This is a genomic window from Allobosea eneae (assembly GCF_042657265.1).
GTDB classification, from domain to species: Bacteria; Pseudomonadota; Alphaproteobacteria; order Rhizobiales; family Beijerinckiaceae; genus Allobosea; species Allobosea eneae.
This window is the reverse complement of the sequence record NZ_JBHSLW010000005.1, coordinates 348,906-367,820: the sequence shown is the minus strand read 5'-3', so window position 1 is coordinate 367,820 and position 18,915 is coordinate 348,906. Positions and strand designations below refer to the sequence as shown.

At 66.0% G+C, this 18,915-nt stretch carries 21 protein-coding genes; 12 read left to right on the top strand and 9 right to left on the bottom strand.

Annotation, left to right across the window (positions count from 1 at the left end):
* Positions 1 to 247: 247 nt before the first annotated feature.
* Positions 248 to 448 (bottom strand): hypothetical protein, encoded by a 201-nt coding sequence (locus ACFPOB_RS03125; RefSeq protein ID WP_377795823.1) that lies wholly within the window; start codon positions 446 to 448, stop codon positions 248 to 250.
* Positions 449 to 727: 279 nt separating this feature from the next.
* Here ACFPOB_RS03125 and ACFPOB_RS03120 point away from each other — a divergent pair, with 279 nt between their 5' ends.
* From ACFPOB_RS03120 to ACFPOB_RS03110, 3 genes are all read left to right on the top strand, one after another.
* Positions 728 to 1,054 (top strand): hypothetical protein, encoded by a 327-nt coding sequence (locus tag ACFPOB_RS03120; RefSeq protein WP_377795821.1) that lies wholly within the window; start codon positions 728 to 730, stop codon positions 1,052 to 1,054.
* Positions 1,055 to 1,240: 186 nt separating this feature from the next.
* Positions 1,241 to 1,432, top strand: a complete 192-nt coding sequence (locus ACFPOB_RS03115) for a hypothetical protein (RefSeq protein WP_092161915.1) — start codon at positions 1,241 to 1,243, stop codon at positions 1,430 to 1,432.
* Positions 1,433 to 1,624: 192 nt separating this feature from the next.
* Complete coding sequence (locus tag ACFPOB_RS03110) at positions 1,625 to 1,897, top strand: hypothetical protein (RefSeq protein WP_377795819.1); 273 nt, start codon at positions 1,625 to 1,627, stop codon at positions 1,895 to 1,897.
* A 130-nt stretch (positions 1,898 to 2,027) separates the two neighbouring features.
* On the opposite strand, the gene rpmG is transcribed toward ACFPOB_RS03110, so the two are convergent.
* From rpmG to rnr, 4 genes are all read right to left on the bottom strand, one after another.
* Entirely contained in the window at positions 2,028 to 2,195 is a 168-nt protein-coding gene (gene rpmG / locus ACFPOB_RS03105) for a 50S ribosomal protein L33 (RefSeq protein WP_091828458.1), read from the bottom strand.
* Between the two features lie 156 nt (positions 2,196 to 2,351).
* A complete protein-coding gene (locus ACFPOB_RS03100) occupies positions 2,352 to 3,086 on the bottom strand; it encodes an NUDIX hydrolase (protein WP_377795817.1) in 735 nt (244 codons plus the stop codon).
* Positions 3,083 to 3,526 (bottom strand): DUF983 domain-containing protein, encoded by a 444-nt coding sequence (locus tag ACFPOB_RS03095; RefSeq protein WP_092161909.1) that lies wholly within the window; start codon positions 3,524 to 3,526, stop codon positions 3,083 to 3,085. The genes ACFPOB_RS03100 and ACFPOB_RS03095 overlap by 4 nt, the downstream gene beginning before the upstream one ends.
* Before the next feature lie 23 nt (positions 3,527 to 3,549).
* Positions 3,550 to 5,868 carry a ribonuclease R gene (gene rnr, locus ACFPOB_RS03090; protein ID WP_377796054.1) on the bottom strand — a complete coding sequence of 773 codons (2,319 nt, stop codon included), beginning with the start codon at positions 5,866 to 5,868 and terminating at the stop codon, positions 3,550 to 3,552.
* Between the two features lie 650 nt (positions 5,869 to 6,518).
* On the opposite strand from rnr, the gene urtA reads away from it, so the two are divergent.
* From urtA to urtE, 5 genes are all read left to right on the top strand, one after another.
* Positions 6,519 to 7,775, top strand: coding sequence for an urea ABC transporter substrate-binding protein (gene urtA / locus ACFPOB_RS03085; RefSeq protein ID WP_377796051.1), 1,257 nt, complete (start codon positions 6,519 to 6,521; stop codon positions 7,773 to 7,775).
* Between the two features lie 216 nt (positions 7,776 to 7,991).
* Positions 7,992 to 9,593 carry an urea ABC transporter permease subunit UrtB gene (gene urtB, locus ACFPOB_RS03080; protein WP_377795815.1) on the top strand — a complete coding sequence of 534 codons (1,602 nt, stop codon included), beginning with the start codon at positions 7,992 to 7,994 and terminating at the stop codon, positions 9,591 to 9,593.
* On the top strand, positions 9,590 to 10,729 hold the full coding sequence (urtC, locus tag ACFPOB_RS03075; protein WP_377795813.1) for an urea ABC transporter permease subunit UrtC: 1,140 nt from the start codon (positions 9,590 to 9,592) through the stop codon (positions 10,727 to 10,729). Before urtB ends, urtC begins: the two co-directional genes overlap by 4 nt.
* A gap of 5 nt (positions 10,730 to 10,734) precedes the next feature.
* On the top strand, positions 10,735 to 11,499 hold the full coding sequence (urtD, locus tag ACFPOB_RS03070) for an urea ABC transporter ATP-binding protein UrtD (protein WP_377795812.1): 765 nt from the start codon (positions 10,735 to 10,737) through the stop codon (positions 11,497 to 11,499).
* Positions 11,500 to 11,501: 2 nt separating this feature from the next.
* The gene (gene urtE / locus ACFPOB_RS03065) at positions 11,502 to 12,197 is read left to right on the top strand and encodes an urea ABC transporter ATP-binding subunit UrtE (protein ID WP_377795810.1); all 696 of its coding nucleotides are present in this window, start codon (positions 11,502 to 11,504) and stop codon (positions 12,195 to 12,197) included.
* A gap of 172 nt (positions 12,198 to 12,369) precedes the next feature.
* Here the strand turns inward: urtE and ACFPOB_RS03060 are convergent, their stop codons facing one another.
* From ACFPOB_RS03060 to ACFPOB_RS03050, 3 genes are all read right to left on the bottom strand, one after another.
* Positions 12,370 to 12,774, bottom strand: coding sequence for a carboxymuconolactone decarboxylase family protein (locus ACFPOB_RS03060; RefSeq protein WP_377795808.1), 405 nt, complete (start codon positions 12,772 to 12,774; stop codon positions 12,370 to 12,372).
* The gene (locus ACFPOB_RS03055) at positions 12,710 to 13,138 is read right to left on the bottom strand and encodes a MerR family transcriptional regulator (RefSeq protein WP_377795807.1); all 429 of its coding nucleotides are present in this window, start codon (positions 13,136 to 13,138) and stop codon (positions 12,710 to 12,712) included. The genes ACFPOB_RS03060 and ACFPOB_RS03055 overlap by 65 nt, the downstream gene beginning before the upstream one ends.
* 99 nt (positions 13,139 to 13,237) lie before the next feature.
* Positions 13,238 to 13,702, bottom strand: a complete 465-nt coding sequence (locus tag ACFPOB_RS03050) for an Lrp/AsnC family transcriptional regulator (RefSeq protein ID WP_377795805.1) — start codon at positions 13,700 to 13,702, stop codon at positions 13,238 to 13,240.
* Between the two features lie 156 nt (positions 13,703 to 13,858).
* On the opposite strand from ACFPOB_RS03050, the gene ACFPOB_RS03045 reads away from it, so the two are divergent.
* The gene (locus tag ACFPOB_RS03045; RefSeq protein WP_377795803.1) at positions 13,859 to 14,869 is read left to right on the top strand and encodes a 1-aminocyclopropane-1-carboxylate deaminase; all 1,011 of its coding nucleotides are present in this window, start codon (positions 13,859 to 13,861) and stop codon (positions 14,867 to 14,869) included.
* A 5-nt stretch (positions 14,870 to 14,874) separates the two neighbouring features.
* Complete coding sequence (locus ACFPOB_RS03040) at positions 14,875 to 15,165, top strand: hypothetical protein (protein WP_377795802.1); 291 nt, start codon at positions 14,875 to 14,877, stop codon at positions 15,163 to 15,165.
* Between the two features lie 18 nt (positions 15,166 to 15,183).
* Here ACFPOB_RS03040 and ACFPOB_RS03035 read toward each other — a convergent pair whose 3' ends face one another.
* Positions 15,184 to 16,998, bottom strand: coding sequence for a monovalent cation:proton antiporter-2 (CPA2) family protein (locus ACFPOB_RS03035; RefSeq protein ID WP_377795800.1), 1,815 nt, complete (start codon positions 16,996 to 16,998; stop codon positions 15,184 to 15,186).
* Between the two features lie 212 nt (positions 16,999 to 17,210).
* Between ACFPOB_RS03035 and gnd the strand changes: the two genes are divergently transcribed.
* Both gnd and ACFPOB_RS03025 read left to right on the top strand, forming a co-directional pair.
* A complete protein-coding gene (gene gnd, locus ACFPOB_RS03030) occupies positions 17,211 to 18,197 on the top strand; it encodes a phosphogluconate dehydrogenase (NAD(+)-dependent, decarboxylating) (protein WP_377795799.1) in 987 nt (328 codons plus the stop codon).
* Positions 18,198 to 18,371: 174 nt separating this feature from the next.
* Complete coding sequence (locus ACFPOB_RS03025) at positions 18,372 to 18,854, top strand: gluconokinase (RefSeq protein WP_377796050.1); 483 nt, start codon at positions 18,372 to 18,374, stop codon at positions 18,852 to 18,854.
* The last annotated feature ends 61 nt before the right edge of the window (positions 18,855 to 18,915 follow it).

Sequence of the window (18,915 nt, the reverse complement as noted above, 5' to 3'; positions counted from 1 at the left end):
TTTCGATGAATATTGGTGAATCAATCGTCTCCGATTGATTCGAAGGGGCTTCCGCGTAGGGTGATTCCCAAGAGAACGGCTGCCGAGCAGCCGTCCGGAATGCCCTTCGGGAAGCCCAGGTTCCGCCGCATCTCCTGGGTCACCGCTGGGCTCGGCCGGTCGATGGCGGGATTCTGGCCTCCTCAGATCCGTCGTCGGCCGGCCACCATCAATTCCGATGTCCTGACCGTCAGTCGCCGCCTCCGCCTCAGTGCAGCTGGCGCTCGATCATTTCCGGGACCCAGTAGCCGAGCAGGCCAATACCGGCGAGCAACAGCACGAGGAGCAAGGCAGCGCGCAGGCGGTGCGTCCAGCGCCGCGACTCGTCGACCTCGACGATCAAGCGCAGGAAGCCACGCACCAGCCCGCCGGGGCGCCGATGCGGTTCAGTCGGATCGGGGTTGCTCAACAAGGGGCTCCGGCAGATGAGGCGGCAGGCCAGCGCCGCATGGACAAGATAGAAGATCGAAGCATCCAGCGCCAGCGACGACAGACGGAACCGGAACTGCCTGCTGCGTTCAAGTCGTCAGGCGCCAATTTCAGCAATTACTGGGCAAGGATTAAGCGTCCTCGGCGATGTAAGATCACATTAACCATCCTCGTCTCATGCTAATCTGACGACGATTCGCATGCCCTGCTACTCGGCTGCGAAGCTGCTGGCCTGACATCCTCGCCTAAGGAGCGACCCATGCGTCTCACCGCATCGGCGCTCTGCCTCGCGCTGTTGTCGTGGGGCGGAGGGCCTGTCCACGCGCATAGCTGGTACCCCTATGATTGCTGCAGCGATCGCGATTGCTGGCCCATGGGCCTCGACGCCGATGCGAGGGAGCCCGACCCACGCATCGTTCCGGGCGGATACCTCACCCATGACGGGCATTTCGTGCCGGAGCAGGCGACGCGCATCTCGAAGGACGGGCGGTTCCACATCTGCCGCAGCGGCGGAATGCTGACCGGAACCGTGATCGCGCCATCGCAGCGGCCGTTCTGCCTGTTCGTACCGAAGCCGGCGTTCTGACCGGGCGCCTCGCCCGGCAGAGCGGAGTAACCCGGTCGCGGTGCAGCGTCAGGGCCATTGAATTTGCCTCGCCATGGCGCAAATCTGGTGCTGCCTGGAAGGCTACCAAGACTGCGAGCCACGGCTTGCGTCCATCGCAATGCCGACGGCTCGCTGCTGGGATCGAGGACGACGGAGACAGCAGCCATGGCTGACAACGGCAATCGCGAAGCGCTCGACGATCTGATCGCGCTCTTGCGCAGACAGATATCCGATCTGACGGAGCAGGCGACAGCCGCATCCGGATCGGGAAGCGAGGAGAGGCTGTCGGACCTGCTCAACGAAAAGCAGGATCGCCTCAACGAACTGCTGAAGGAGCGCGCGGCCGGCGAAGGCTGAGGTCGCTGTCAAGGTTCGGGAACTCGCCCCGGTCGTCGGGACTGCATCTGCGCTCGGAACACCAGAACGGACGATGCCATGCGATTCCGCGAGCAGGCTGTGTCGGCTGGCGCAGGCGCCCGTTCTCATCAAGCCGACGGGAAGGAACACCGCGCCAAGCGCGCGCGTTCACTTCGGACGGGAGTGGAGCGCATGATGAGACATATCTTTCTTTCCCTCGCCGCTGCGGTTCTTCTGGCCGGCGGTGCAACGGCCCAGACGATCCATCCGCCGACAAAAGCGGGTGCAGGCGCAAAACCGGATTCCGCTGAGGCGAAGCGTGAGCGCATTCCCGAGCCCGCGGGAGCAAATCGCCCCGAGGCCCGAGGTGGCGCGGAGTCGCAGCAGAATCGCGACTACGGGAAACAGACGCAGCCGGAAGGCAAAAATCTGCATGAGGGGCTGCCGGCCACGTCCAAGCCCTAGATCTGCAGGCTCTCGACTTGAGTCAGCACCGCACGCAGCGCTGCTACGCCCGCTACCCGCAACGAAAAAACCGCCCTGCGAGAGGGCGGTTTTTTCGTAACCAGACAATCAAATTCTCAGGCGCGGCGCCTTACTTGATCTTGGTTTCCTTGAACTCGACGTGCTTGCGCGCGACCGGGTCGTACTTCTTCTTCGACATCTTCTCGGTCATGGTGCGCGAGTTCTTCTTAGTCACATAGAAGTACCCGGTGTCCGCGGTCGAGATGAGCTTGATCTTGATGGTCACGGCCTTGGCCATGGCGGAGCCCTCGAACAGATGGGGCCGCCGTCGGCCCGCGCAAAAAACAAAACGGCCGGGCGAGCCCGGCAATCCGATGGGCGCCGGAATGCCGTATCGGGACGGCCAAGTCAAGGAATATCGGGCGGGTGCACGGATTTTCCGCTGCCCGACGCGTCAGAGCAGCTCGCGCACGAAGCTGCCGCGCTTCTCCCAGTAGAACGGAACCGGCAGATACGGGGCGAATCCGGCCTTCAGCCGCTCCTCGACCTCGGCGAGGATCACCTTGGTGATGGTCGGCAGGTCGAGTTCGCGCGCCTCGTCGAAAGTGACGGAGACGAGGTCCACGAGCTCCGAATCGGGGCCGATCACGCCCTCGACCTTGCCGGCGACGGCACGGGCATCGACGGCGAAGAAGCGGGTGTCGAAGCGCTTGGGCCGGCGCGGCGGGGTGATGGCGCGGGCGACGAAGGTGACGGCGCCGAGGTCGGGGAAGACGCCCTTGGCGGCGAACTCGGCCCAGACGCCCTCGGGCGGATTTTCGGGCGCACCATAGTCGGCGCTGCCGAAGATCAGGCCCGTCTCCTCGAATGTCTCGCGGATTGCAGCCAAGGCCAGCGCCCGGCCGCGCTGGACGCTCGGGCGCACGCAGCGGGCGAGCAGGCGCTGCTCGCAAGGGCCGGCGAGGGCGCCGGTCGCGGCCATGCGGCGGTCGCCCGCCTCGATGCGTCCGCCCGGGAAGACGTATTTGCCCGGCATGAACTTGTGGCCGGCATGGCGCTTGCCCATCAGCACCCTGGGCTTCTTCCCGGAATGATCGAGAATCAGCATGGTCGCGGCATCGCGCGGGCGCAGGTTGACGTTGGTGCGCGCCCGTTCGGCCTGGGTCAGGGTGATGGTATGGTTGCTCATCTGCCCCCTAAGGCCTTCATGGCGGGCTGGCGCTCGGGTTTGGGCATGGCTCCGCCGAAGCCGTGCATGCGCAGGGCCCATTGCAATCCGATGACCGCGCCCTTGGCCGGCTGCATCAGTGCCAGGCTGAGGAAGACAGTCAGCGGCAGCCAGACCCAAAGATGCAGCGCGATCGACCAGTCGGCGTATTTCTCGGCAAGCAGGATGCCGCCGACGACGACATGGCCGACGATGGTGATGACGATATAGGGCGGCAGGTCGTCGGCACGCTGATGGTGCAGGGTCTCGCCGCAGGCCTCACAGGAATCGACCGGCTTCAGGAAGGCGCGGAAGAGCCGGCCTTCGCCGCAATGCGGGCAGCGGCCGAAGAGACCGCGACGCATAGCCTGACGCCAGTCGCGAGCCTGGACTGGCTTGGGATGGTGACAATGTATGGACATGGAGTTCTTCGTGGTTCAGGGCATCAGCGCTTGCGGCCTGATCGTGTAGGCGGGGGCCGGCCCTTCTTTCGCCCCATAGGTAGAGCAGGGCGTGACCTTTTGCCAGAGCGGTCGGATGTCGCGGGTCTTCCCTCGGTGAGCAACTCGAATCGGAGGGCGCCGGCGACCGGCGCCGCCTCGACCAGTTTGACGTGAACGCGGTCGCCGAGACGCCAGCTCTCGCCGGTGCGATCGCCGACCAGCGCATGGGCGCGCTCGTCATGGCGGTAGTAGTCGGCGCCCAGGGTCGAGGCCGGGATGAAGCCGTCGGCGCCGGTATCGTCGAGCTTGACGAAGAGGCCGGCGCGGTTGAGCCCGGCGATGCGGCCGTCGAAGCTCGAACCGATCTGGTCGGCGAGGAAATGCGCGATCAGCCGGTCGGTGGTCTCGCGCTCGGCCGCCATGGCGCGCCGTTCCGCCGCCGAGATGCGGGTCGCGACCTCGCGGAGTTCGGCGAGCGTCGCCGATTTCGGCAAGCCGTCATCGCCGAGCTTCAGCGCCGAGATCAAGGCACGGTGCACGATCAGGTCGGCATAGCGGCGGATCGGCGAGGTGAAATGGGCGTAGCGGCGCAGGTTCAGGCCGAAATGCCCATAATTCTCGGCGACGTATTCGGCTTGCGCCTGGGTTCGCAGCACGACCTCGTTCATCAGGAGCTCGTTCTCCGAGCCCTTGATCATGGCGAGGATGCGGTTGAACAGCACCGGCCGCAGCGCTGCGTCCTTCGGCAGCTTGATGCCGATCGAGGCCAGCACCTCGCCGAGCGCCCGCATCTTCTCGAGCGACGGCTCGTCATGGCAGCGATAGATCAGCGGGCTCTTCGCCTTCTCCAGCGTCTCGGCGGCGGCGACGTTGGCGAGGATCATGAACTCTTCGATCAGCCGGTGCGCGGCGAGCCGCTCCGGCACGATCACGCGGGTGACCTTGCCGTCGGCGTCGAGGACGAGCTTGCGCTCGGGCAGATCGAGATCGAGCGGCTGGCGGGCGTCACGGGCACGCGCCGCAGAACCATAAGCGGCCCATAGCGGCATCAGGATGCTGTCGCGTATCGGGCCGGTGAGATCGTCGGGCTTGCCGTCGATCGCGGCCTGCGCCTGCTGGTAGGAAAGCTTCGCCGCCGAGCGCATCATGATCCGGTGGAAGCTGTGACCCTTCTTCGAGCCGTCGGCCTTGAGGATCAGGCGGACGGCCAAAGCAGGGCGGTCCTCGCCGCCGCGCAGCGAGCAGAGATCGTTCGAGATCCGCTCCGGCAGCATCGGCACGACACGGTCGGGAAAATAGACCGAATTGCCCCGCTCCAGCGCCTCGCGGTCGAGCGCCGAGCCAGGGCGAACATAGGAGGCGACATCGGCGATGGCGACGGTGACGATGTGGCCGCCGGGATTGTCGGGATCGTCGTCCGGCGCGGCATGGACGGCGTCGTCATGATCCTTGGCATCGGCCGGGTCGATGGTGATCAGCGGCAGTGCCCGCCAGTCCTCGCGGCCAGCGAGCGTGGCGGGTTTTGCCGCTTCCGCCTCGGCGATGGTTGCCGGCTGGAATTCGTTGGGGATGCCGTGGGCGTGGATCGCGATCAGCGAGACCGCGCGCTCCGATTTCAGCGAGCCGAGGCGCTCGCGCACCCGGGCCTGCGGCGGGCCGAAGCGGCTCTCACGGGCGAAGGAGACGGAGACGAGGTCGCCATCCTGAGCGTTGCCGGTCTGGCCCTTCGGAACGATCGCCTCGCGGCCTTGCGCCTTCTTGTCGACCGGGACGAGCCGGCCGGAGCCGTCGGGCAAGGCGCGGAAAATGCCGAGGACCTGCGCCTTGGCCTTGCCCATCACCTTGAGGGTGCGCCCTGACCATTGATAGCCGTCGACGCCGCGCAGGCGCGTCAGCTTGAGCAGGACGTGGTCGCCGATGCCGGGAGTGGCGGTTGGCGCCACGGTCTTCGGCTTGCGGCGGAATTCGCGCTGGCGCTCGATCAGGATTTTGGGCGCCTCGCCCTGGTCATCCTCGTTCCATTCGAGCGGGGCGGCGATGAGGTCGCCTTCGCGATCGCGTGTCTTGATCTCGCAAAGCAGGACCGCGGGCAGGGCAGCATGCGGCTTGACCGGGCCGGTGCCGCCATTCTCCTCCAGCTCCATCTCGCGCAGCAGGCGCTTCAGCCAGATCTTGCCGCCGGCGTCGAGCTGGAAGGCCTTGGCGATGTCGCGCCGGCCGGGCTCGCGCCCAGCGGCGCGCTCCTCCTCGATGAAGGCGAGGATGGCGTCACGGGAGAGGTCGGCGTCGGGACGGGACAAAGGCTCGGGCCTCGTCAGCAGCGGCTGGGCGCGAAGATCATGGCTGGTTTCTGCCACGCCGTAACCGGACGCGCCAGAACGGCCTGTGCAGAACTGCTGCCCGAAACGGAGAAGGGCTGCCCTTGCGGGCAGCCCTTCCATTGCCGAACCGCAGCCCCGGTAACAGGGCTAAGCGTCACGGAAACTCACGCGCAACCGAACCCCTCATGGGACGAGACCAGGTCACGCAGTCCCCGCGACAGCGGTTGATGACAATGAGACACTGGATCACCTCCTTTCAGTTGTTACCGACAAGAAGAGGCTAGGGTGATTCCAAGCACCGCGTAAACGGTAAAGATTCGGCGGCTCACAGGTCGCGCCGCTGCAACAATATCAGGCACTAAGCCGACTTCGGAAATTTATGCCCGTTTTTTGGGCGGCTAGTCTGCCTGTTCGATGATCATCTCCCGCCGCGGCGCACGATCTTTGCGTGGCAGAGGGCATCGCCCGCAGGAAATCGCTCTGGAAAGCGCCCTGAACATGCCTTGTTGCGGCCTCGTGATTGCCCGGGCCAGGTTGGCACGTCGCTTGCGATCATCACCGCCAGCCGAAAAGGCAACTGCGCCCGGGAGGGGCGCGGTCAACAGGGACCCTCGGGGGACATCGCAGTGAAACTCACTCGTCGCGTGGTCATGGGCGCCGCCTTCGCAGGCGCCACGGTTCTTTCCTCGCTGCTGCCGGCGCAGGCGCAAGAGACAATCAAGGTCGGCATCCTACATTCGCTCTCCGGCACGATGGCGATCTCGGAGACGACGCTGAAGGACGTCATGCTCATGCTCATCGAGGAGCAGAACAAGAAGGGCGGCGTGCTCGGCAAGAAGCTCGAGGCGGTGGTGGTCGATCCCGCCTCGAACTGGCCGCTCTTCGCCGAGAAGGCGCGCGAGCTGATCGTCAAGGACAAGGTCGCGGCAGTGTTCGGCTGCTGGACCTCGGTGTCGCGCAAGTCGGTGCTCCCGGTGTTCAAGGAGCTGAACTCGATCCTGTTCTATCCCGTCCAGTACGAGGGCGAGGAGAGCGAGCGCAACGTGTTCTATACCGGCGCCGCGCCGAACCAGCAGGCGATTCCCGCCGTCGACTATCTCGCCAAGGAAGAGAAGGTCGAGCGCTGGGTGCTCGCCGGCACCGACTACGTCTATCCGCGCACGACCAACAAGATCCTGGAGGCCTATCTTCTCGCCAAGGGCGTGAAGAAGGAGGACATCCTGATCAACTACACGCCGTTCGGCCATTCCGACTGGCAGACCATCGTCTCCGACATCAAGAAGTTCGGCACGGCCGGCAAGAAGACCGCCGTGGTCTCGACCATCAACGGCGACGCCAACGTCCCGTTCTACAAGGAGCTCGGCAACCAGGGCATCAAGGCGACCGACATCCCGGTCGTCGCCTTCTCGGTCGGCGAGGAAGAGCTCGCCGGCATCGACACCAAGCCGCTGGTCGGCCATCTCGCCGCCTGGAACTACTTCCAGTCGGTCAAGACGCCGGAGAACGAGGCCTTCATCAAGCAGTGGAAGGCCTTCAAGAAGAACGACAAGGCTGTGACCAACGACCCGATGGAAGCCCATGTCATCGGCTTCAACATGTGGGTGAAGGCGGTCGAGAAGGCCAAGTCGACCGATCCGGACAAGGTCATCGACGCGCTGCCCGGCATCGAGGCCCCGAACCTGACCGGCGGCGTCTCGAAGATGCTGCCGAACCACCACATCACCAAGCCGGTGCTGATCGGCGAGATCAAGGCCGACGGCCAGTTCGACGTGGTCTCGAAGACCGGCCTCGTCGCGGGCGACGCCTGGTCGAAGGAGCTCGACGGCTCCAAGGACCTGATCGGCGACTGGGTCGAGAAGAAGTGCGGCAACTTCAACGTCAAGACCGGCAAGTGCGGCGGCGCCTGAGTTAAGAGGGGGAAGGGCGGCACGGTCGGAAAGCCCGGCCGCCCTTCGAATTCCATCCCATCCGTCGCGTCCGGAATTCAACCATCTCGGTCGTCCCGGCCGGAGCGAAGCGCAGAGCCGGGACCCATGCCTGAGCCTTTCCGACGGAGGTTCAGGCATGGGTCCCGGGTCTCCCTCCGGTCGCCCGGGACGACCCGAACTGAGATCATCGGCATAATGCCTTCTCTCCCTAGCCTCCTGCGCTTATTGGCCGTCGTCGCGGCTCTCTTTGCCGCGCCTACCACTGCATTCGCACAGAGCGCCGACGACGCCTTCGCGCGGCTCAACGCCGACAGTTTCTCGGACACGGCGCGCGCGATCGACATCCTCGTCCAGAGCGCCCATCCGAATGCGGCCGTGATCATCGAGGCGCTGGCCGACGGCCGGCTGCTCGCCGGCGGCGGCGCGGTCGCGGTGAAGACGAAGGAGGGCGGCTTCCTCGACGCGCGGACCGGGCAGGCGCTCGCCGCCGAGCCGACCGGGCTCAACCCGGTCAGGCTCAACAACAATGTGCGGCGGGTGATCCAGGGTGCGCTCGGCGGGCTCGGGCTGATCAATCCCGATCCGGCCAAGCGCGTCGCGGCGGCCGAGGCGGTGTTCCGGGCGCGTGACGTCTCGGTGCTGCCAGTCCTCGAAGCTGCCATCGCCAAGGAAAGCAACGACCGGGCGCGCCGGGCGCTGCGCGAGGCGCAGGCGGCGATCCTGATCGTCAAGACGGACGCGCCGCCCTTCGACCGGATCGCCGCCGTCGACGTGCTGCGCGAGCGCGGCGATCAGGATGCGCTGGCGACGCTGCGGGCGCTGCCGGGCGACGCCTCACCGGGATTGAGAGAGGCTCAGGCGCGCGCCATTTCCGAGATCGAGGGCAGGCTCGCTCTATGGCGGGCCGGCCAGAACCTCTGGTACGGGCTCTCGCTCGGCTCGGTGCTGCTGCTCGCCGCGATCGGGCTCGCCATCACCTTCGGCGTGATGGGCGTGATCAACATGGCCCATGGCGAGATGGTCATGCTCGGCGCCTACACCACCTTCATCGTGCAGGAGGTGATCCGGGCGCGCTTTCCGGGGCTGTTCGACTGGTCGCTGGCGATCGCGATCCCCGCAGCCTTCATCGTCGCCGGCGCCGTCGGCATCGCGATCGAGCGCGGCGTGATCCGCTTCCTCTATGGCCGCCCGCTGGAGACGCTGCTCGCGACCTGGGGCATCAGCCTGATCCTGCAGCAGGCGGTGCGCACCGCCTTCGGTCCGACCAATCGCGAGGTCGGCGCGCCAGCCTTCATGTCCGGCGCCTTCGAGCTCGGCGGTCTCGCCATCACCTGGAACCGGCTCTGGATCATCGTCTTCGCGGCGCTCGTCTTCGCGGCGCTCCTGGCGATCCTGAAGCTGACGCCGATGGGCCTGCAGATGCGCGCCGTCACCCAGAACCGGCGCATGGCCTCGGCGATGGGCATCCGCACCGGCCGGATCGACGCGCTGACCTTCGGACTTGGTTCTGGCGTCGCGGGCCTCGCCGGCGTCGCGCTCTCGCAGATCGACAATGTCAGCCCCAATCTCGGCCAGAGCTACATCATCGACTCGTTCATGGTCGTGGTCTTCGGCGGCGTCGGCAATCTCTGGGGCACGCTGATCAGCGCGATGAGCCTCGGCGTCGCCAACAAGCTCCTGGAGCCCTATGCGGGCGCCGTGCTCGGCAAGATCGCGCTGCTCGTCTTCATCATCCTGTTCATCCAGAAGCGCCCGCGCGGCCTGTTCGCGCTGAAGGGCAGGGCGGTGGAAGCATGATCACGCGCTTCCTCCTCTCGAACATGGACAAGCGGGGCTATGCCTTCCTCGCCATCGTCGCTGCGATCGGCCTTCTGGTGCCGCTGGCGAACCTGCTGATCCCGGCCGGCTCAACCTTCCATGTCTCGACCGCGACCATGTCGCTCTGGGGCAAGTACCTCTGCTACGCCCTTCTGGCGATCTCGCTCGACCTGGTCTGGGGCTATTGCGGCATCCTCTCGCTCGGCCACGGCGCCTTCTTCGCGCTCGGCGGCTACGCGATGGGCATGTACCTGATGCGCCAGATCGGCTCGCGCGGCGTCTACGGCAACCCTGTCCTGCCCGACTTCATGGTCTTCCTGAACTGGCAGGAATTGCCCTGGTACTGGTACGGCTTCTCGTCCTTCCCGTTCGCCATGCTGATGGTGCTGCTGGTCCCCGGCCTGCTCGCCTTCGTTTTCGGCTGGTTCGCCTTCCGCAGCCGCGTCACCGGTGTCTATCTCTCGATCATCACCCAGGCGCTGACATACGCGCTGCTGCTCGCCTTCTTCCGCAACGACATGGGCTTCGGCGGCAATAACGGCCTGACCGATTTCAAGGACATTGTCGGCTTCAACGTGCAGGCGCAGGGCACGCGCGCGGCGCTGTTCGCGATGACCTGCACGATGTTGATCGCCGGCTTCCTGCTCGCCCGCGGCATCGTCACCTCCAAGCTCGGCAAGGTGGTGATCGCGATCCGCGACGCGGAATCGCGCACGCGCTTCCTCGGCTACCGGGTCGATCGCTTCAAGCTCTTCGTCTTCACCGTCTCGGCCTGCATGGCCGGCGTCGCTGGCGCGCTCTATGTGCCGCAGGTCGGCATCATCAACCCGAGCGAGTTTGCCCCGGCCAACTCGATCGAGACGGTGATCTGGGTCGCGGTCGGCGGGCGCGGCTCGCTGGTCGGCGCCGCGCTCGGCGCCGTCGTCGTCAACTGGGCCAAGACGATGTTCACCTCGGGCTTCATGGCGCCGTACTGGCTGTTCGCGCTCGGTGCGCTCTTCGTCTTCGTCACCCTGTTCATGCCGAAGGGCATTCTGGGGACCGTGCAGGGCTGGTGGGAGAGCCGCAAACGGCCCGCGCCCGTGCCAGCAGCCGAACCGGCGCCGGCGGAGTAACCGATATGAACGCTCCCACCCCCGGCGCCCTGACGTCCTCGCTGCTCTATCTCGACGGCGTCAGCGTCGCCTTCGACGGCTTCAAGGCGATCCGCGGCCTGTCGCTGACGATCGAACCCGGCGAGATGCGCGCCATCATCGGCCCGAACGGTGCCGGCAAGACCACCATGATGGACATCATCACCGGCAAGACCCGGCCCGACGAGGGCACGGTGATGTTCGGCGGCTCGGTCGACCTGACCCGGCTCGACGAGGCGGCGATCGCCAATCTCGGCATCGGCCGCAAGTTCCAGAAGCCGACCGTGTTCGACTTCCACACGATCGAGGACAACATCCTCTTGGCGCTGAAATCGAAGCGCACGGTGCTGAAGACGCTGTTCTGGCAAACGGAAGAGCCGCAGCAGAAGCGGATCGACGAGATCCTCGGCATCATCAAGCTCGCCGACAAGCGCGACAGGCTCGCCGGCTCGCTCTCGCACGGCCAAAAGCAGTGGCTCGAGATCGGCATGCTGCTGGCGCAGGACCCCAAGCTCCTGCTCGTCGACGAGCCGGCCGCCGGTATGACCGATGGCGAGACGGCGCAGACGGCGGTGCTGCTCAAGGAGATCGCGAAGGACCATTCCGTCATCGTGGTCGAGCACGACATGGGCTTCATCCGCGAGCTCGGCGTGAAGGTCACGGTCCTCCATGAGGGCTCGGTGCTGGCCGAGGGCCCCCTCGATCAGGTCAGCGCCAATGAGCGCGTGGTCGAAGTCTATCTGGGGCGCTAATCATGCTGACTGTGGATGCCATCGATCTCCATTACGGCGCGGCGCAGGCACTCAGGCGTGTTTCGGTCAGCGCCGAGATCGGCAAGGTCACCTGCGTGATGGGCCGCAACGGCGTCGGCAAGACCTCGCTGATGCGCGCCATCGTCGGCCACCAGCCGATCTCTGGCGGGCATATCCGCCTCGATGGCGAGGATATCTCGGCGCTGCGCAGCGAGGACAGGGCCCGCGCCGGCATCGCCTATGTGCCGCAGGGCCGCGAGGTCTTCCCGCTGCTGACGGTGAAGGAGAACCTCGAAACCGGCTTTGCACCCTTGCCCCGCAAGGAGCGCTTCATCCCGAACGAACTGTTCGACCTATTCCCCGTGCTGCAGTCCATGCTGGGCCGGCGCGGCGGAGACCTCTCGGGTGGCCAGCAGCAGCAGCTCGCGATCGCGCGGGCGCTGGTCACCCGACCCAGGCTGCTGGTGCTGGACGAGCCGACCGAGGGCATCCAGCCCTCGATCATCAAGGATATCGGCCGCGCCATCGACTATCTGCGGAGCAAGGGCGGCATGGCGATCGTGCTGGTCGAGCAGTATTTCGACTTCGCCCGCGACCTCGCCGACACGATGTTCGTGATGGATCGCGGCGAAGTCGTGCTAGCCGGGCCGATGGCGGAGCTGGATGGTAACCAGGTGCAGCGGTTGATTCAGGTCTAGCGCCCAAGGCGTTGACGCGGAATCGCATTCCGTCATGGTCGGGCTTGTCCCGACCATCCACGTCTTCTTTCGCGCAGGGCTGTGTTCAAGACGTGGATGCTCGCCACAAGGGCGAGCATGACGGAGACCTGACCCGCTGATCAGGAGTCAGCGGGTCCGATTCAGCCTCGGCTCAAGCAGCGAGGTCGCGCGCGGCGAAGACCTCCTTCGCCGCGAACAGCCCGTTGAGGGCTGCCGGGAAGCCGGCATAGACAGCCATCTGGATCATGACCTCCGTGATCTCCCGGCGCGACAGTCCGACGTTCAGCCCGGCCTCGATATGCACCTTGAGCTGCGGCTGGGCGTTGCCCAGCGCGGCCAGTGCCGCGATCGTCGCGATCTCGCGGGAACGCAGGTCGAGGCCCGGACGCGAATAGATGTCTCCGAACGGGAACTCGAACACGTAGTTGGCGAAATCGGGGGCGATGTCGGCGAGCGCCGCAATCACCCTGTGGCCGGCCTCGCCATCGATTTCAGCGAGAGCCCGCCTGCCGCGCTCCAGCCTGCTGGTTTCGGCGTGTGCGTTGATGTGCGTCATGGTCTTCGATCCTCTTCTCGATGTCGGCATAGCCGGCGATCTTGGTGTCGAGGACGAGAAGGCAGGCTTGGAGTTCGGCGACGCGAGCGCGAACCTGGTCGCGGTGCCATTCCAGCAGACTACGACGATCGGTTTCCGTACCGGAACCAGCTTCGCGCAGCGCCGCATAGCGCAGCATCTCGCGGATCGGCATGCCGGTGGTCTTGAGCCGGCTGAGGAAATCGATCCAGGTCAGGATCGAGGCGTCGTAGTCGCGCTGGCGTGACCGGTCCCTGTCGGCATAGGGCAGCAGCCCGATCCGCTCGTAATAGCGGATCGTATGGGCCGACAATCCCGATCGCCTGGCGAGTTCACCGATCTTCATGGCCGCCTTCTCATCACGACGCCCGGGAAGCTACGAGTTCGAGCGCACTCCAAGTCAATGCGCTCGGCGAAAATTTTTTCGAGGAGCTGCGCGCCCGTCTCAGAACTCCAGCGGCGCGTTGTCGATGACCTCCTTCATCACGAAGAAGGTGCGGGTCTGGCGCACGCCCGGCAGCGCCAGCAGCGTCTTCGCATGCAGCTTGTTGAAGTCGGCGAGGTCGCGCACGCGGATCTTGAGGAAATAGTCGAAATCGCCGGCGACGATGTGGCAGTCGAGCACGGCCGGCAGTGCCTTCACCGCCTCTTCGAACAGGCCGAAGCTCTCCGGGGTCGAACGGTCGAGCACCACGCCGACGATAGCGAGCGTGCCCTTCTCGACCTTGTGCGGATCGATCTGCGCGCGCACGCCGGTGACGTAGCCCTCGGCGAACAGGCGCTGGATGCGGCGATGGCAGGTGGCGGCGCTGGTGTTCACCCGCTTGGCGATCTCGGCATTGCCCATGCGCCCGTCTGCCTGCAGCAATCGCAGGATTCTGAGGTCGGTCCGGTCGAGTTCTGCCTCCATGAATGATTCTTCCGTTTTGGCTGCCATCAATGTCACCATAGGCTAGCAGATTGCAGGTTTGACGAAAGCTGAGAGAAAATCAGGAGCCAAGTTCGGGAGCACCTTTCAAGGCCGTTTTGCTAGCGTTTGCGGGCCATTTCAGAAGGGAAACCCACCATGCTCGCCAAGTTCGAACGCTATCCCCTGACCTTCGGGCCGTCGCCGATCGAGAAGCTCTCGCGGCTTTCCGCCCATCTCGGCGGCGCCGTCGAGCTCTATGCCAAGCGCGAGGATTGCAATTCCGGCCTCGCCTTCGGCGGCAACAAGCTGCGCAAGCTCGAATACATCGTCCCGGATGCGATCGCATCCGGCGCCGACACGCTGGTCTCGATCGGCGGCGTGCAGTCGAACCACACCCGCATGGTCGCCGCGACCGCCGCCAAGATCGGCATGAAGTGCCGGCTCGTGCAGGAGAGCTGGGTGCCGCATGAGGACGCGGTCTATGACCGGGTTGGCAACATCCTGCTGTCGCGGGTGATGGGCGCCCATGTCGAGCTGGTCGACGAGGGCTTCGACATCGGCATCAGGGCGAGCTGGGAAAAGGCGCTGGAGGATGTGAAGGCCAAGGGCGGCAAGCCCTATGCGATCCCGGCGGGCGCGTCCGTGCACAAGTTCGGCGGGCTCGGCTATGTCGGCTTCGCCGAGGAGGTGAGGGCGCAGGAGGAGGAACTCGGCTTCAAGTTCGACTATATCGTCGTCTGCACGGTCACCGGCTCGACCCATGCCGGCATGGTCGTCGGCTTCGCCAAGGACGGACGCCAGCGCAACGTCATCGGCATCGACGCCTCGTTCACGCCGGCGCAGACCAGGGCGCAGGTGCTCGACATCGCGCAGAAGACCTCCGAACTCGTCGGCGGCAAAGAGATCACAGCCGACGATATCGTGCTGAACGAGGACTACGCCTATCCGGTCTACGGCGTGCCCTCGCAGGAGACGATCGAGGCGATCCGCCTGTCGGCCCGGCTCGAAGGCATGATGACCGACCCCGTCTATGAGGGGAAATCGATGCAGGGCATGATCGACCTCGTGAAAAAGGGCTTCTTCCCGGCGGGATCGAAAGTGCTCTACGCCCATCTCGGCGGCGTGCCGGCGATCAATGGCTACAGCTACACCTTCCGCAATGGTTGAGCGCCATGGAGGCACTCGTCCTCTGTGAGGTCGCGGCGGGGCGCGAGGATCTGCGCGACGCCCTGCTCGCGCGGGTCGGCCGACTCGGGCTCAACGGGCGGGCGAAGCTGAACTTCGTCGCCCGCGATAGGGATCTTGGCGATGGCGTCATCCTGGCGGTCGCCTTCCCGAGGCAGGCCGAGGCGGAGCGCTTCGTCGTCGAGGCAATCGGCGACGGGCTTGGCCCTACCGCCCTCAGGCTGCTCACGCTCGAAGCCGTCTGGCAGGCCGAGCCGCTGCCGCTGATGTTTCCCTGACAGAGCTCGGCGCTGGCCTTATGGTCTGGCGCCGGCCGCATCCGGCAGATCGCCGATGACCGTGCCTGCCGCCTTAGGTTTGGTGAGCGGGGTCGGGGTCGGCTGGTTGCCGTAATGGATCAGGTCCTGGCCGGCATGGATGTCGCTGGCGACCTGGAGGTCGAGGCGCTCGGCGTCGCGGCGGCTGACATCCTCGACGATCTCCGCGGCTTCCTCCTCCGGCACGCCGAGCGCACGCAGCACCTCGCCGCCGAAGACCATGGCGGATTCGAAGGTCTCGCGAATCTGGTAGTCGACACCGGCGCGGATCAGATCCATCGCATGGCCCCGATCGAAGGCGCGCACGAACAGCTTGGCATGCGGGAATTCGGCCTGCGCCACCCGCACGATCGCATTGGCCGTCTCGCGCTTCTCGACGCAGACCAGGATCGCCTCGGCCTGATGGGCGCCCGAGGCGTGGAGGATGTCGGCGCGGGTGCCGTCGCCATAGTAGACCTTGAAGCCGAAGGTCGCGGCGGCCTGGATCATCTCGACGTCGGTCTCGATCAACGAGATGCTGCAGCCGCGGGCGAGCAGCGTCTGGCTCGCGACCTGGCCGAAACGTCCGAAGCCGACGACGAGGATGCGACCCTTGAGGCCCTCAGCGTGCTCGACGCCATCCAGCGATTCCTGCTCAGGCGGCATGAAGCCGTCGATGGCGAGCACGACCAGCGGCGTCAGCGCCATCGACAGGATCACGATGGCGCTGGCGATGGCGTTGATACGCGCATCGAAGATGCCGGCAGCCGCAGCGGCGCTGTAGAGCACGAAGGCGAATTCGCCGCCCTGCGAGAACAGCGCGACCCGGGTGATCGCATTGCGCGTGCGGGTCTTGAACAGTTTGGCGACGATGAAGATGCCGGTCGCCTTGACCAGCATGAAGGCGGCGACGCCCAGCGCCACGATCTGCCATTCCCGGGCGATCAGCTTGAGGTCGAGCGACATGCCGACCGCCAGGAAGAACATGCCGAGCAAGAGGCCGCGGAACGGCTCGATATCGGCCTCGAGCTGGTGGCGGAAGGTCGATTCCGACAGGAGCACGCCGGCGAGGAAGGCGCCCATCGCCATGGAGAGGCCGCCGAGCTGCATCGCCAGCGCCGAACCGAGCACGACGAGCAGCGCCGCGCCGGCCATGACCTCGCGGGCCTGCGCATTGGCGAGCAGCCGGAACATCGGGTTGAGCAGGTATTTGCCGGCGATGACGAGGCCGACGAGCGAGCCGGCGCCGATCAAGAGCGGGATGATCCCGCTGCTCTCCGCCGTCTTGGCCGGCGCCAGCACGGCGACGACGGCGAGCAGCGGCACGATGGCGAGGTCTTCGAGCAGCAGGATCGAGACCGCCTGCTGGCCCTGCGGTGTCGAGGCTTCGCCGCGCTCGTTCAGCATCTGCATCACGACCGCGGTCGAGGAGAGTACGAAGCCCATACCGGCGATGAAGGCGGCGGCCGGAGGCAGGCCGGCGAGGATGCCGACGCCGGTCAGCAGCGCGCCGCACAGCCCGACCTGGGCGACGCCGAGGCCGAAGATCTCGCGACGCAGGTTCCAGAGCCGCGACGGCTGCATCTCCAGCCCGATGATGAACAGGAACATGACGACGCCGAATTCGGCGACATGGAGCACGCTCTCAGGGTTGGAAAACAGGCCGATGCCGGAGGGCCCGATGACGAGGCCTCCGGCGAAATAGCCGAGCACCGAGCCGAGCTTGAGCTTGCGGAAGATCGGCACCGCGATGACGCCCGCTCCCAGAAGCCCGACGGCCTGAACCAGATCCTGAGAGAAGCCTTCAGCCGCCATGACGCTCCCTTTGCCTGCCTTCGCTGTGGATATTCGCCACTCATGAAAAAGAAGCGTCAGCCGCGTTTAAGCAAGCTTTCGCCCGGCCGCCAGAGTGCCCGGACAACAGGATGCAGCCAGCGTGCCGGCCGGCCAACGCTTGCCGGCTGGCCTTCATCGGGGCATTTAGCATCGCCAAAGCCGGCTCTCTGCCGGCAGCAGGAGCGTTCGCGATGCAGCTTGGAGTGGTCGGCCTCGGCCGCATGGGGGCCAATATCGTCCGGCGGCTGCACCGCGCCGGGCACAATTGCGTGGTCTATGACCGCGACCCGAAGCCGGGCGAGGCGCTGGCCAAGGACGGCGCCGTCAATGTCGGCGATCTCAGGGAGATGGTGGCGAAGCTCGAGGCGCCGCGCGCGATCTGGATCATGCTGCCGGCCGGCGAGATCACCGAAAGGACGCTCGCCGACCTCGCTGCGATGATGAGCCCCGGCGATACGCTGATCGACGGCGGCAACGCCTTCTGGAAGGACGATGTCCGGCGCGGGCGCGAGCTCGAGGCCAAAGGCCTGCATTATCTGGACATCGGCACCTCCGGCGGCGTGCACGGGCTCGATCGCGGCTATTGCCTGATGATCGGCGGCGACAAGGCGACCTTCGACCGGCTGGAGCCGATCTTCCAGGCGCTGGCGCCGGGCAAGGGCGGGATCGAGCCGACCAAACATCGCGACGGCCGCAACCCGACCGCCGAGCAGGGCTATCTGCATTGCGGCCCGGCGGGCGCCGGCCATTTCGTCAAGATGATCCATAACGGCATCGAATACGGGATGATGCAGGCCTTTGCCGAGGGCTTCGACCTCCTGCGCAACGCCTCGGCCAAGGACGGCCTGCCGGAGGAATACGGCTTCGACTTCGACGTCGCCGAGATCGCCGAGGTCTGGCGGCGCGGCTCGGTCGTGACCTCCTGGCTGCTCGACCTGACCGCCGAGGCGCTGGCGGCCGACGAGGAACTCGGCGCCTATTCCGGCCATGTCTCGGATTCGGGCGAGGGGCGCTGGACGGTGCAGGCGGCGATCGAGACGGCGACGCCGGCCGAGGTACTGACCTCCTCGCTCTACACCCGCTTCCGCTCGCGCAAGGACCATACCTTCGCCGAAAAAATCCTCTCCGCCATGCGCGCCGGCTTCGGCGGCCATGTCGAGCCGAAGAAGCAGGGCTGAGCGAGCATGACCACCGGTAAAGTCGGCTATCCCCACAGCCCTCATCCTGAGGAGGCCGCGCCAGCGGCCGTCTCGAAGGATGGTCCAGCGCCCTCTAAAGCATCCTTCGAGACGCAGCCTGCGGCTGCTCCTCAGGATGAGGGCTCGCGTTCCAGGCCTTCAGTCGTTGTGGTGATGGGCGTGGCGAGCTCGGGCAAGACTTCGCTCGGCGAGCGTCTGGCCGAGAAGCTCGGCTGGCCTTTCCGCGACGCCGACTCGTTCCATCCTCCTGCCAACGTCGCGAAGATGTCCTCAGGCATTCCGCTGACCGACGAGGACCGCAAGCCTTGGCTGGCGGCGATTGCGGCCTGGATCGACGAATTGCGCAGCAGCGGCGGCAACGGCATCGTCACCTGCTCGGCCTTGAAGAAGGCGTATCGCGAGGTGATCGTCGGGACGCGGCCGGATGTCGCGCTGGTCTATCTCAAGGGCTCGCGCGAGCTGATCGGCCAGCGCATGGCGGCGCGCCAGCACCATTTCATGCCGCCGGCTCTGCTGGACAGCCAGTTCGCGACGCTGGAGGAGCCCGGCGCCGACGAGAACCCGCTCGTCGTCCAGGTCGAGGCGAGCAAGGAGGCGATCGTCGAGCAGGTCGTGCGGGAGCTGCGGCTGGGTTGATGCCGCGCCGTCATTCCGGGGCAGGCCGACGGGCCTGAGCCCGGAACCCATGAATATGACG

Bases quoted from the DNA above. Each gene is read 5' to 3' on its own strand.
- ACFPOB_RS03120 (WP_377795821.1), top strand. From the start codon at position 728: ATGCGTCTCACCGCATCGGCGCTCTGCCTCGCGCTGTTGTCGTGGGGC.
- ACFPOB_RS03115 (WP_092161915.1), top strand. From the start codon at position 1,241: ATGGCTGACAACGGCAATCGCGAAGCGCTCGACGATCTGATCGCGCTC.
- ACFPOB_RS03110 (WP_377795819.1), top strand. From the start codon at position 1,625: ATGATGAGACATATCTTTCTTTCCCTCGCCGCTGCGGTTCTTCTGGCC.
- rpmG (WP_091828458.1), bottom strand. From the start codon at position 2,195: ATGGCCAAGGCCGTGACCATCAAGATCAAGCTCATCTCGACCGCGGAC.
- ACFPOB_RS03100 (WP_377795817.1), bottom strand. From the start codon at position 3,086: ATGAGCAACCATACCATCACCCTGACCCAGGCCGAACGGGCGCGCACC.
- ACFPOB_RS03095 (WP_092161909.1), bottom strand. From the start codon at position 3,526: ATGTCCATACATTGTCACCATCCCAAGCCAGTCCAGGCTCGCGACTGG.
- urtA (WP_377796051.1), top strand. From the start codon at position 6,519: ATGGGCGCCGCCTTCGCAGGCGCCACGGTTCTTTCCTCGCTGCTGCCG.
- urtB (WP_377795815.1), top strand. From the start codon at position 7,992: ATGCCTTCTCTCCCTAGCCTCCTGCGCTTATTGGCCGTCGTCGCGGCT.
- urtC (WP_377795813.1), top strand. From the start codon at position 9,590: ATGATCACGCGCTTCCTCCTCTCGAACATGGACAAGCGGGGCTATGCC.
- urtD (WP_377795812.1), top strand. From the start codon at position 10,735: ATGAACGCTCCCACCCCCGGCGCCCTGACGTCCTCGCTGCTCTATCTC.
- urtE (WP_377795810.1), top strand. From the start codon at position 11,502: ATGCTGACTGTGGATGCCATCGATCTCCATTACGGCGCGGCGCAGGCA.
- ACFPOB_RS03060 (WP_377795808.1), bottom strand. From the start codon at position 12,774: ATGACGCACATCAACGCACACGCCGAAACCAGCAGGCTGGAGCGCGGC.
- ACFPOB_RS03055 (WP_377795807.1), bottom strand. From the start codon at position 13,138: ATGAAGATCGGTGAACTCGCCAGGCGATCGGGATTGTCGGCCCATACG.
- ACFPOB_RS03050 (WP_377795805.1), bottom strand. From the start codon at position 13,702: ATGGAGGCAGAACTCGACCGGACCGACCTCAGAATCCTGCGATTGCTG.
- ACFPOB_RS03045 (WP_377795803.1), top strand. From the start codon at position 13,859: ATGCTCGCCAAGTTCGAACGCTATCCCCTGACCTTCGGGCCGTCGCCG.
- ACFPOB_RS03040 (WP_377795802.1), top strand. From the start codon at position 14,875: ATGGAGGCACTCGTCCTCTGTGAGGTCGCGGCGGGGCGCGAGGATCTG.
- ACFPOB_RS03035 (WP_377795800.1), bottom strand. From the start codon at position 16,998: ATGGCGGCTGAAGGCTTCTCTCAGGATCTGGTTCAGGCCGTCGGGCTT.
- gnd (WP_377795799.1), top strand. From the start codon at position 17,211: ATGCAGCTTGGAGTGGTCGGCCTCGGCCGCATGGGGGCCAATATCGTC.
- ACFPOB_RS03025 (WP_377796050.1), top strand. From the start codon at position 18,372: ATGGGCGTGGCGAGCTCGGGCAAGACTTCGCTCGGCGAGCGTCTGGCC.